Below are 13,160 nucleotides of genomic sequence, written 5' to 3'. Positions count from 1 at the left end.
ATTAGAGGTCTTTACATAGACGCAAAGCATCATACATCGCCGCATGGACATTTCGCTGAGACACACAGTCTCCTAAACGCCATAAGATCATGCCTTCGCCATTCTGATCTTTAAGAACAGGTTGAGGTTTCACATCGAACAGCGCTTCGTTATCAATCTGACCTTTATTACGCGAACTGGCTTTCAAGGCGTAATACAAGTCTTCATTAGGACGTGTACCGTTTTCAACCACGATCTGATCCACCACACGCTCTTCTTTTTGCGCGGTGTATTCGTTTTCCAAAACAGCCACCAGCTTGTCGCCCTCACGGTACACTTTGTCGAGCAACATATCCGATGTCATGATGACTTCTTTTTCATAAAGCGAACGATAGTAAGTTGGGAAAGTCGTACCGCCGATACCCACACCCGGTTTGATGTCGTCTGTTACTAACTCCACCAAAGAACCTTTCGACGCCAAATAGTCGGCAGCCGACATACCAGAGAACTCACAAATGGTGTCGTAAACCAGTACATTTTTAGCTGGCTCAACTTTGCCGCTAAGAATATCCCACGTAGAGACAACCAACCCTTCTGCTGCGCCCCACTCTGGATTTTGCTCTAAGAATGGACGGCCGCCCGTTGCCAAAATACAGACATCTGGATTCAGCTCTTTAATCAAGGCTTCGTCCGCAGCCGTTCCTAAACGAACGTCAACCCCTAAACGCTCTACTTCCATCACCAACCAACGAGTAATACCCGCAATTTGGTCACGCTGTGGCGCTTTCGCCGCAAACACTAATTGCCCACCCAGCTCATCGGCCTTATCAATCAAGGTCACTTTATGACCACGCTCAGCCGCGACACGAGCCGCTTCCAATCCACCAGGGCCACCGCCAACCACAACCACGTTACGAATGACGCCTGATGTTTTTTCAATGATATGAGGCAATCCCATGTATTCACGGGAAGTTGCTGTATTTTGGATACACAATACGTCTAAACCTTGATACTGACGGTCAATACAGTAGTTGGCGCCAACACATTGACGAATTTGATCCACCTGATCCATTTTGATCTTGGCAATAAAGTGAGGATCGGCGATGTGTGCACGTGTCATACCGACAAAGTCCACATAGCCAGCTTCGATAATACGCTTCGCTTGGTTTGGATCTTTGATGTTTTGTGCATGAATGACAGGCACATTCACCACTTCTTTGATACCTGCCGCCAAATACAAGAAAGGCTCTGGCGGATAACTCATGTTTGGAATAACGTTCGCCAAAGTATTGTGTGTGTCACAGCCTGATCCAACGACACCAAAATAATCCACCATGCCAGTAGCATCATAATATTGCGCGATTTTTTTCATTTCTTCATGGTTTAAGCCATCTGGATGAAACTCGTCCCCTGTAATTCGCATCCCCACCACAAAGTCCGGCCCCACTTCCGCACGCACCGCTTTTAGTACTTCCATACCGAACTTCATGCGACCTTCAAATGTACCACCCCATTCATCGGTACGTTTATTCACGCGTGGTGACCAAAATTGGTCAATCATGTGTTGGTGTACTGCGGACAACTCAACACCGTCTAGTCCACCTTCTTTGGCACGACGTGCCGCTTGAGCGAAATCCCCAATAATGCGCCACATTTCTTCAACTTCAATGGTCTTACACGTAGCACGGTGAACAGGCTCACGAATACCAGAGGGCGACATCAAGTTTGGCCAATTTTCACCATCCCAACGGGAGCGGCGTCCCATGTGAGTAATTTGAATCATGATCTTGCCGCCGTGCTTATGCACCGCATCCGCAAGATTTTGAAAGTGTGGGATAATGCGATCTGTCGATAAATTAACAGAGCTCCACCAGCTTTGTGGGCTATCGATAGAAACCACACTCGAGCCACCACAAATACACAAGCCACAGCCACCTTTGGCTTTTTCTTCGTAATACTTAACATAACGATCGGTTGTCATACCGCCGTCAGTCGCATAAACCTCAGCATGAGCCGTACTGACAATACGATTGCGAATGGTTAATTTATTAATGTTAAGTGGTTCGAACAACGCATCATACTGGGACATAACATCCTGCCTTCTTGGAAACGAGGTTTAACTAAATTCTGTTGTGGTCATCACCTGCCCGTGATGACCCCACGCATTTACGTTCTGATAAAAAAACTAAAGTGGAGAAACTTGGAAATACCCTACATCACAGCCTTCCTCGGCTGCACTCTGGGTTTGAATGGCTTTCGTTCGAGTCGCCAAACCTTTACTTTCTAAGATCTGATCCAACGCACCGGCAAACCATCCCGTAAACATGTAGTCCACCTTGCGGTTAACTTTCTTACCGTGGATTTTCTCGTAGTGATAAACAAAGGCCGAGTTTTCTAAACGCACTTTGGCTGTGCCCTTCTCAATGTCTAACTCTTCGGTAATGAAAAATCCCCAGCCACGCTGAGACAATCGCTTCAAATAGTGATGCCAAATCTCTTCGCCATAAATTCCATGGCATTCAGATTCTTGTTCACACCAGAAATAAGCGGACTTGTAACCCGCTTTGTATAAGATTTCTGCGTAACGCTCGGCACCGATTTCATCTTCAATCCCCATGTGATTGTTGACAAAAAAGTGGCGTGGTACGTACAGCATAGGCAACGCATCGGTTGTCCAAACACCGGTTTCGTCATCCACTAAAATTGGCATTTCTGGAGCGTGAGAACTCATATCTAATTCCTTAAATTCTTTTCGTTAAGATCAAATACTGTAAAGCGTTACGAGCGCAGTAGCTTTACTCACCCCAAACTTCATGCAGAAGGTTTACCCAGTTTTCACCCATAATTTTCACCACCTGACGCTCACTAAAACCGTGCTTCAACAACGCCTCAGTCAAGTTCGGAAAGTCCCCAACGGTGCGCATACCCAGTGGGTTAATAATCTCGCCAAAGCGCGTTAGACGGCGTGCGTAACCTTTGTCGTGAGTAAGATATTCAAAGAAGTCGTAACCATGACCTTGAGTAAAGTCTGTACCGATACCGATCGCATCTTCACCCACAATGTTGTAGATGTACTGAATGGCTTCAACATAATCATCGATGGTGGCATTGATGCCGGCTTTTAAGAAAGGAGCGAACATGGTGACACCCACAAAGCCGCCATTATCAGCGATGAATTTCAGTTCTTCGTCAGTACGGTTACGTGGGTGTTCTTTAAGACCTGAGGGCAAACAATGAGAGTACGCGACAGGCTTTTTGGATTCGATGATGACTTCTTTGGCTGTGTTAGGGCCTACGTGCGACAAGTCACACAACATACCCACACGGTTCATCTCTGCTACGATTTCACGGCCATAACCAGACAAACCACCGTCGCGCTCGTAACAACCTGTGCCGACCAAGTTTTGCGTGTTGTAGCACATTTGTACTATGCCGACGCCAAGGTCTTTAAAAATCTGAACATAACCAATTTGATCTTCAAACGCATGGGCATTTTGAAAGCCCATCATCACACCGGTTTTGCCTTCGTCTTTAGCGCGCTGAATGTCTTTGGTGGTGTAAACCTTAAGCAACAAATCGCTATTGGCTTCGATCAACTGATTCATTTCTACAATATTACGAACCGTACCTTCGAAGTTTTCCCAAAACGACACCGTGCAATTCGCCGCCGTCAGCTTACCCTTCGCCATGTCTTCAAATAACTCGCGATTCCACTTCGCACAAATCAAACCGTCAATAATAATGGACTTGTCGTGTAGCTCTGCTGCGTTCATTGTTTTTCCTTACCTATCACATGGGTAAAATATCAATGAACTCAGTGTAATTTTTCGCTACGGGTGGGAGGTGGCTGGAAACGACTAGAGGTAGACTAAAAGCGACTTTCTCTCTTTTGCTTCGTCAAGAAAGAAAACAAGCTCAGCTCCGTAGTACTTCGAGTTTTATTCCGCCCTTGCTGGGCGTGTAACTTTTTGCTAGCGCCCAAAAAGTAACCAAAAATTCGCTTTAAGATCTTTAATGCCTGATTTTCTTCAGAGGCACATAATTGTTACCTACGCTCGTTATATCGTAAGGCATAGATTATTTTTGGTGTGATGAGGAAGGGTATTTTTAACTGACTCTGAAACGCCATAAAGTCGCGCAATCAACTCTCTAACAAAATGACGCGTCGAACTAACGTCATCGGGATTTCAAGCGCAGATGGTAACGTTTACCAATCACTAAGCCCAACAAGACGTAATTTGTTGTGTTTAAATTTTTTGTCGGCATAAATACCGACCTACAAGTGATTGATTTGTAGTGGTTTTTGTAGGTCGCGGCTTTAGCCCGACAACGTAGACTAAGAGACCAAGGGGTCAAAAAAAGCTCTGACCCCAACCTTAGGGACGGGGTTATTTCTTAACGATCAGCTCTTCAAGCGTCAAACCAGTGGCTTTTTGGATGCTGCGCCATAGGTAATAAAAAATCGCCATCAGCATGATCATCGATGGAATGGCAATCATTGGGTAACTGTATAACGTCATCTGCCCTAACTCTTCATTAAAGGCTTCGGTTCCCGCTGGACTGGTCACTATCCATTTTGCCAAGATGTAATTCATGGTCGCGGAAAAAGCGAATGAACCGGCAATAAAGTACGTGGCTTTCATCAGACGTTTTTCGAACATTTCTGTGCTGTTGTTCTCTTCCAGCTTTTGCTTGATCTTATCCACGTCCATGATAGCGGCATTGAAAAACATAGCACGCACCAAAGGATAAGGCGTAAAAGTCGAAATCAACACCGCAATGCCAATGATCGCAGGAATCGCCGCTTCTTTAATCGCCAACCACTTATTGTCTAACTCAAACAAACCAATGCTGCCCGTCAGCAATACACTCACCAAACCCAACAAAGCAATAAAGTTAAACTTGCGGTACTTAATAAGCTCGTAAATCCCCCAGCCCAAAGGAAACGCCAGCGCTGTAATCAAACCACCGGTCGTACCTAACTTATCTTCGCCACTTAACTTCATCAAAATGACCGATGGCAAAATGACACTAACTATAAGATCAACCATCGGACGTGGTTTGTGTTCAGGAGTGCTGCTCATAAATTTCGGATTCCAACTTAAATTCAAATTCTAATGGCGACTATCATAAAGGAAAAATTCGCATGGAAGTGAATAGACAGTGATTTTTGGCAGAAGTGCCGAAGATTTGTGGATGTCATCCCGATCTCGTCAACCTCAGAACCAATGGTTCCCTCCCCTTTTTCTTCCAAGGGGAGGGTTAGGGAGGGGTTAATCTCTTCTTTGAGTTCCATTCGAATGCTTTGTATTCCCGACCTTTATTCCGCTATTTAATTCAGGGAAAGCTGGGCGTGTAACTTTTGCCAAACGATGCAAAACGTTCCCTTAAAAGAAAAGCAAAAAATCTTTTATCGGGCTGTCGCCCAAACGTCTCATTTGCTTTGTTTACGCAACCTTTAGCAAGACGATTTAAACCGTAAGGCATGGATTGTTTATTGGTTGAGAGATAGATCTTCAAACACTGACTCAGAAACTCCATAGGGTCGCGCAATCGGGATTGCGTCGAAGTAGCTTCTTCGTAGCTAATCATAGGCCACAATTAGGGAGGGACGACCTCTTTTCTGAAATAAATAACGCCGCTGAAAGCAAAGCTTTCATGTGCTCATTTATTTGTTGACCACTCACCAGCGTACTCTCCATAGACATCTCATTCCACTTGAATTGAATGTACTTACTGTTAATCAGCCGACAACTTCAAAACTTCGATTCTACGTCCATACTTTTATGAAGTACCCGAACAATAAAGATTGAGTCTCTTTGAATTTCATAAAATATAGTATGACTTTCATGTCGATGTTTCCGTAAGCCTGAGGCTACGTAGTCACATTGCACTCCTGATATAGGATTCTCAGCTAAAAAAAGCATCGCTGAATCTAATTCTTTGATGTAAGTTCTACGCTTGCCTGAACCCCATACTTTCTGTGTATAGGTAGCTATTTGCTTTAAGTCGGCACGTGCCGACTTCGACAGAGTAAACAAATTCATTTACCCAATTCGTCATCAAGTTCTTTCATCAAGCCTTCATAGCTGTATTCGGCAGTGCCACTAGCAATACCTTCTTGTATTAAACTTTGCAGTGTTTTAAGTTTTTGATCATCATCTTCAAGTTTACGCAATCCTGCACGGATGACTTCGCTAGCGGAGGCATATCGCCCATCTGCTATTTGCTGTGCAATAAACTGATCAAAATGACTACCTAAACTAATGCTTGTATTTTTAGGCATTCTTTTCTCCTTTCATACCAATATTTATTACATTTTGGTACAGAGAGTGTAGTAAGTCAAAATCATGATTAAACGTAGATGTGGCACAAACACTTCGATACTACTCCAGCGTTTAACAAACCCAATAACGAAAAAGGCCGCCAATTGCTTGGCGGCCTATCTGGTTTCGCTGGTCATGATGTTATTGAACTACTTTTCCGTCACCCGAATGCAGTTGCGGCCACTCTCTTTGGCTTGATACAAGGCGGCGTCTGTTTGTTGGAATAGTTGTCGCGGGTCTTCAATCAGTTCGGGCCAGCTTGAGATGCCGATGGATATGGTGATATTTTCGAGCAAATTTCCTTCATATTCTATTTGAGTTTTTTCAACAGCAGCTCTTAATTGCTCAGCCTTGCGTAGGCAGGCCTCACTTCTGACTCTCGGCATGACAACGACAAACTCCTCCCCCCAAACGACAAACAATATTGTCTTCATCGAAAAAGTGGCTCAATAAGCTAGCAAGGGTTTTCAGCGCTTCATCACCGGCAGGGTGACCATAGGTGTCGTTGAATTTTTTAAAGTAATCGATATCACAAATCAGGAGGGATAACGCTTCTTGATTTTGTTCAGCCGCTGCCATTTCACATTCCATAACTTCGGAGAAAAAGCGTCGGTTTTTTAATCCAGTGAGCCTCATCTTCATAAGAAAAGCGTTGCAGTTCCTCACGTAAGGCTATATTTGCTAAGGTAATGTTTATTTTTTCGATGGCTCGCTTTAGCAATTTCATAAAGTGAGCAACGGGATAACCATTGAGCGCTTCTGTTGCCTGAACTTGCAGTAGTGCAACATAACAAACAGAACCTTGCTGATTAACGAATCTAAATGGAAAAACGCCCTGCTCGTTATTAAACTTAAGCTTGATCAGCTCCGCATTATCAGGAAGAGATGTGTTCATTTTCTGCCCCCAGCTGTGGGCTTTTTGCCAGCCATCGGTACTCGCTATACTAAATACACCAGCAAAAGGCATGCAAAGTGCTTCGATGCTACTCGCTATCTTTTCAATTCCCATTTGTAATGTATGACAGCTTTCCAGCTCGACGATGACATCACTGACAATTTCATTTTTTTCCTGTTGAAACAACAGCCCATTAGCGCGAAGTGCTTCTTGCTTTACCATAATACTAAGCTGCTCAGTACGCTCATTGACTTTAGACTCTAATGAGATATTCAGCTCCTCTAATCGACGCTGAGTCGATAGATAATGGTTAAAAGATAAGCCAATGATCGCAATAGAAAATAGCAGCGCACCACTGGAAACAGGAACAGAGCTCCACGAGATCCAATTATGGGCAACCGCCATATCAAGCATCATGACAGCGCAAAAACCAAAGTAAGCCAGGATAAGCAGTTTTTGCTCGAACCGAACACGGTTAAACACCAATAAAACAGAGACGACCAACAAGAGTGAAGTCACGATAAACATGCCATCGAATACTGGATAAAGTTGGGTAAGGTGAATAAGGCCAAACACACTTCCAATTGCGGCCACCAACAAAAACAGAACATGAGCGCGCCATAACCAATGAAAATGACGAACCTCTAAACCGGCGTCTGACAACCACTCAGCCAACAACATAAACATAGGAATCGGCAGTAAAAAATACGCATACGCACCAATATAATTCCACAGTAAAGGTTGATCCCAGATAAGCTTCATGGCGGGGATGTCTCCCAATACTAACCCCGCTGCCGCAAGAGAAAAGAGACATACATTCAGAAATTGGCGCCGCTGACCTTTTAACATGACAAAAACAACTGCCATAAAAGCAATAAATATCGTCACACCAGCGACAATAAAACCCTGTAATGATTCTTCAATAACTTGTGAGAGAGCATCAACTCGCTCGGTGAGCTTTAACTCTCCCCAAAAACCAATATTAATATAATCTGAATAGACTCGAAAATAGAGTGTTTTACCCGAAAAATCCTCAGGCAAAGTAATCATATGCCAAGGCCAACCAGCAAATTCTCCTACGCCATTCTGATCTAACTGACCATGTTTATAAATAAGCTCACCATCCAAATACACTTCAGCCAATAAATCAATACTGGATGCGTAAAATACAGGATCTCTATAAACATGTTGCGGAAGTGTTATACGAAACCAAATAATATTATGTCCACCACGAGCAGGTGGATCGGCCGGAAAAGCAATGGAGTGCCAATCAGCCAGGCTATTTTGTTGAGTCCATAAGGGAACACCATCAGAATTAAACGCAGAGTCACCCCATGCATATTCCCAACCATCATCTAGATTCACAGCCTGCGCAGATACATTTGCCGACGAGCATAATAATGCGGTAGCAAAAAACAACGAAATGAAATAAAAACATGCAGTCTGTAATTGCTTCAAAATATTACTCAACCAAAGTGTAAATTAACGAAACGAAATGCATCATATGCATCTCAATACTTTAGTCGCTTTCCTTGCATTAAAAAAATATTCTCCACTATCCTAACTTAAAGTCGATATTAGCATTGTAAAGAATCGTTTACGATTTTAGGGACAAGTTTGAACGAAACACTAGATCAATTTATAAAGCAGCTCAGAGTCAAAATGTTTGATCCTACATAATGTTGACGAATGTTTTCCCTAGCTCTGACAAAGCCTCTGACAAACGAGCTTATCTACATTTGCTTCTAACGAAAGCCCTTCTCTATAATAGCGGTTATTTCCAACAGTCCATGCAGTTTTTTCAAGGCGGTTTTACGATGATGTTTATGAAGGTTTCTTTTAAAGCGGCGCTGGCAGCGGCGCTTGTTGTGATGGTGGGTTGCAGTTCGTCGCCAACAGGACGAAAGCAATTTGCCGTGTTGCCCGACAGTCAGATGGATGAAATGGGGGTTCAGTCTTTTACCGAAATGAAGAAGGAGATTCCTACCTCATCAAACCCCCAACTAGGCAAACAAGTACAATGTGTGGCGGACACCTTGATCGCAGTATTACCAGAAAAATATCGCAACCAAGCTTGGGAAATTGTCTTATTTGATGATGAACAAGTAAACGCCTTTGCCTTGCCAGGTTATAAAGTGGGTGTTTATACAGGCCTTTTAAAGGTCGCCGAAAACCAATCTCAATTAGCCGCTGTCTTGGGCCATGAATTGGCCCATGTGATAGCAAGACACGGTAATGAAAGGGTCTCGACTCAGTTGGCAACAAGCCAAGCGCTGTCATTGGGTTATCAATTAAGCGGTGAGGAAACGCCAGAAAAAATCGCCATTTTTCAGGCATTGGGCATTGGTGCACAAGTCGGGATTATCTTACCTTTCAGCCGTGCTCATGAGTCAGAAGCCGATTTACTGGGTTTAGAATACATGGCCAAAGCTGGCTTTGACCCTAGAGAAAGCGTTGCATTGTGGCGTAACATGAGTGCCGGTGGAGAGAGCAAAACACCAGAGTTGCTGTCCACGCATCCAGCTAACACGACTCGTATCAAAGATTTAGAAGCCAATTTACCAAAAAATCTTGCTATTTATGAACCTCTTGTTGAACAAAACAAACAAGCAAAATGCTACTAATCATTAATTAAAACTCAGCTGAGACAAGCTAACCGCCAAAATGCATTTTTGGCTTGTCTCCGTTGTCTTTTTACAAACTATATTTTCAGACAAGGTTGTCATCTACTACTGCGCGCAACAATTTTCATTAAGTTAATATTAAGGAGACACTCTTTATTGAGTGCTCACCTATATATAAACACTTCCCCTCAATAGATTTAAGACGAACTCTCAGCACCACGTATAATTTATACTGAATGTTCAGTAACATTTAGAAACATTTTTTGTAAATTCTTCATGATACCATCCAGCCTATCTGTAAACCTTTGTGTCATGCCGTTTTGATGCTTATTCCATATTAAAAATACACAAGACAAAACGCTATAAATTTGACGTCGTTTTAGAATCCTAACAGTTCAAAGAAACAATGTTACTAACGCGTATAAGCAAGAGGGAAAAAAGAAATGCACGCTAGTCTGCAAAAAGCACTGCCATGGTGGTTAACAATGGTGTTAATGTGCTCTGCAAATATTGCTCATGCGACAACCCCTCTTGCCGATTACTTCACTGACACTTGGTCTACCCAAGACGGCCTACCACACAACAGTATCAATGCCATAGAACAGACCTCCGACGGATATTTATGGTTCGCCACTTGGGAAGGTGTTGCACGTTATAACGGTCGTGATTTTCGCTTTTATGAACGCTCCGCCCAAACTGGCATCATAGACTCTGGTACGCGAGCATTAGTATCGGATGATCAAAATGGTTTATGGGTTGCAGGAGCCAGAGGAAGTGTAACCTATCGCAAAGATAATCAGTGGCAGCCGCAATCGGTAGCCCGTAGCATGGTGAATCATTTACTCAAAGACAAAGCCGGCAATCTTTGGCTGGCCACAGAAGGTTTGGGCGTTTTTTATCGCGCAAAATCAACAGCGACGACCTATACCGAAGATGATATTTGGCTACTGCCAAATATCAGTGCTTATCGATTAATGGAAGATAGCCAAGGTCGGATTTTTGCTGCAACAGATAAAGGTTTATTTCACTTAAATGGACCAGATAAAAAAGAGCTATTAACACAATATGGTTTGCCTGAGTTACGAGTATATGCCCTTTTAGAAACCCAAGATAACCGTCTAATCATTGCAACCAGCCGAGGGGCTTATGTACTAGAAAACAACCAAGCGTATTTATTACACCCAAGTTTAGCCGGTGAAAGTATTACTTCCTTAATGGAGGACAATGAAAATAATCTCTGGTTAGGCACCATGAATAAAGGCCTACTAAGATTAAATAAACAATTTATTGAAACCTTAAATGTGAAATCTGGCCTGCCGAATAATCGTGTTTTATCAATACTACAAGATTTAGAAGGCAGTATTTGGGTTGGGACGAACGGTGGTTTAATGCGTTTACGCAAAGCGCCATTTACGACCTGGACAAAAGAACGCAGGCTCGTGGGTGACTATGTCCGCAGTATCCTTGAAATAAGCCCTAATATCATATTAGTCGGCTCTAGCGAAGGACTGAGCATCATTGAAGACAACACCGCACACAATGCAAGACTGAATGCAGGTGCTTCTATTTCTGTGCTTAGCCTTGGTAAACGCCGACAAGGTGGCGCATGGGTCGGTACTTATCTGAATGGCTTAATGCTTTGGCAAGACAACCAGCTCTCTCCTTATCTTAATCAACAAAACGGCTTACCCAGCGACGAAGTAAGAGCCGTATTAGAAGACCACCACGGTAACGTATGGATTGGCACCACAAACGGATTGGTCAGACAAGATCTAACAGGACAACAACAAATATTCACCCGTGAGAATGGCCTACCTGATAATTATATTATGGCGCTGGCCGAGGACGATCGCGGGCAACTCTGGGTCGGAACTGGGGTTGGCGCGGCAAAATTGACGACAGATGGATTTGAAAATATTCCCATCAACACCATGGAAGATGCCGAGTATGCCTTTGGTTTCTGGATGGAAAGTGGCTATGTTTGGATAGCGACAGATCGTGGCTTAGTGCGTTATCGTCAAAAAGATGGTCAGTTAGGCTTAGTCGGCCGTCATGCCGGATTACCCATCGATAAGCTCTTCCAAGTTATTTATGATGGTTCAAACAGTTTGTGGTTAACCAGTAATCGTGGCATTTGGCAAATAAGTTACCAAGCCGCCCATGCTGTTGCCGATGGTCGCCAACAACATCTTGAGTTCGAACATTTTACCGAAAGCGATGGCATGGCCAGTGCCCAAGCAAACGGAGGCTCCAACCCAGCCGCTATTGCAATGGCAGATGGTCGATTATGGTTTGCCACCGCCAAAGGCGTTGCCATGGTCAACAGTTCCCGTGTGCTACAAAAAAATACTGCCCGCTTGCCTCTGGTGATTGAATCCATGTCGGCTGATGGACACGCCTTGCCAGTCAACAAAAAACACGTCCTGCCAGCTGGCACCAACCGAGTACTCTTTGATTATGCTGGCTTGGGCTATGTTATGTCGTCGCGCATAGAATACCGCACTCGCCTCGTCGGCTTTGAAAAAAACTGGGCCACCAGAGGGAAAAATACCATTGCCGAATACACCAACCTAGAACCTGGTCACTATCAATTTTTAGTCAGTGCACGTTATCCATACAGTGACTGGCAAAATGCTGAAGATATTTACGAATTCCAAATCTTACCCTATGTCTGGCAACGACTCGACGTACAAATTGCCTGTGCACTGTTCACCCTAATACTCTTAGCTGGCGGACTTCGTTGGCGCTTGCAGCGTTTAAGACAAAGTGAAGTACGTTTAAAAGCCCTTGTAGAATCACAAACCTATGCTCTGCGTCAACAATCAGAAGACTTCCAGCGTCAAGCCAATGAAGATCAACTGACCGGATTACCTAATCGACGTGCTTTTGATCAATGGCTTAGTGAGAAGTTCGTGGAAGCCAAGCAACAGAACACGCCCCTCGCTTTGGTGATCATGGATATCGACTACTTTAAAAGGATCAACGACCAGTATTCGCACCTCACTGGTGATAGGGCCATCCAAGCACTTGCTAAACAGCTAGAAGCACTAATCAATCATCAGGTACATGCCGCTCGCTGGGGCGGTGAAGAATTCACCTTAATGATAAAAGGCATGGATGACACCGACGTAATGGCTTACTGTGAAGCATTACGCCATCGCATAGAAACGTATAACTATCTCGATATCGCTACGAACCTCACCATGACCGTCAGTATGGGCGTCGCGTTTTCTCATCAAGTAGAGAACTATCAGGACCTACTTAAACTGGCAGACCAAGCTCTATACAAAGCCAAGGAACAAGGAAGAAACCGAGTAGAAATGTGGTCGTAATGAC

At 43.8% G+C, this 13,160-nt stretch carries 9 protein-coding genes and 1 pseudogene; 2 read left to right on the top strand and 8 right to left on the bottom strand.

Features of this window, described 5'->3' with window-relative positions; genetic code table 11:
* Nucleotide 1: 1 nt before the first annotated feature.
* From dgcA to AC0L6V_RS03190, 8 genes and pseudogenes are all read right to left on the bottom strand, one after another.
* Nucleotides 2-2,068 (bottom strand): dimethylglycine demethylation protein DgcA, encoded by a 2,067-nt coding sequence (dgcA, locus tag AC0L6V_RS03225; protein ID WP_409419366.1) that lies wholly within the window; start codon nt 2,066-2,068, stop codon nt 2-4.
* Between the two features lie 96 nt (nt 2,069-2,164).
* The gene (locus AC0L6V_RS03220; RefSeq protein WP_265217379.1) at nt 2,165-2,710 is read right to left on the bottom strand and encodes a DUF5943 domain-containing protein; all 546 of its coding nucleotides are present in this window, start codon (nt 2,708-2,710) and stop codon (nt 2,165-2,167) included.
* A gap of 64 nt (nt 2,711-2,774) precedes the next feature.
* Nucleotides 2,775-3,752, bottom strand: coding sequence for a dipeptidase (locus tag AC0L6V_RS03215; protein ID WP_265217378.1), 978 nt, complete (start codon nt 3,750-3,752; stop codon nt 2,775-2,777).
* A gap of 615 nt (nt 3,753-4,367) precedes the next feature.
* A complete protein-coding gene (locus tag AC0L6V_RS03210; protein WP_265217377.1) occupies nt 4,368-5,063 on the bottom strand; it encodes a VC0807 family protein in 696 nt (231 codons plus the stop codon).
* Nucleotides 5,064-5,735: 672 nt separating this feature from the next.
* Entirely contained in the window at nt 5,736-6,026 is a 291-nt protein-coding gene (locus tag AC0L6V_RS03205) for a type II toxin-antitoxin system RelE/ParE family toxin (protein ID WP_409419365.1), read from the bottom strand.
* Nucleotides 6,023-6,265, bottom strand: coding sequence for a type II toxin-antitoxin system ParD family antitoxin (locus AC0L6V_RS03200; RefSeq protein WP_265217376.1), 243 nt, complete (start codon nt 6,263-6,265; stop codon nt 6,023-6,025). The genes AC0L6V_RS03205 and AC0L6V_RS03200 overlap by 4 nt, the downstream gene beginning before the upstream one ends.
* A gap of 189 nt (nt 6,266-6,454) precedes the next feature.
* Nucleotides 6,455-6,884: pseudogene (locus AC0L6V_RS03195) on the bottom strand (GGDEF domain-containing protein).
* A 1-nt stretch (nt 6,885) separates the two neighbouring features.
* Nucleotides 6,886-8,658: a GGDEF domain-containing protein gene (locus AC0L6V_RS03190; RefSeq protein ID WP_418138767.1), complete on the bottom strand. Its 1,773-nt coding sequence runs from the start codon at nt 8,656-8,658 to the stop codon at nt 6,886-6,888.
* A 359-nt stretch (nt 8,659-9,017) separates the two neighbouring features.
* On the opposite strand from AC0L6V_RS03190, the gene AC0L6V_RS03185 reads away from it, so the two are divergent.
* Both AC0L6V_RS03185 and AC0L6V_RS03180 read left to right on the top strand, forming a co-directional pair.
* Nucleotides 9,018-9,824 (top strand): M48 family metallopeptidase, encoded by an 807-nt coding sequence (locus tag AC0L6V_RS03185; protein WP_428981152.1) that lies wholly within the window; start codon nt 9,018-9,020, stop codon nt 9,822-9,824.
* Between the two features lie 443 nt (nt 9,825-10,267).
* Entirely contained in the window at nt 10,268-13,156 is a 2,889-nt protein-coding gene (locus AC0L6V_RS03180) for a ligand-binding sensor domain-containing diguanylate cyclase (protein WP_265217371.1), read from the top strand.
* The last annotated feature ends 4 nt before the right edge of the window (nt 13,157-13,160 follow it).

This window comes from Marinomonas sp. G8-14 (genome assembly GCF_055808935.1).
The sequence above is the reverse complement of the archived record's forward strand: the minus strand, read 5'-3'. Positions and strand labels throughout refer to the sequence as shown.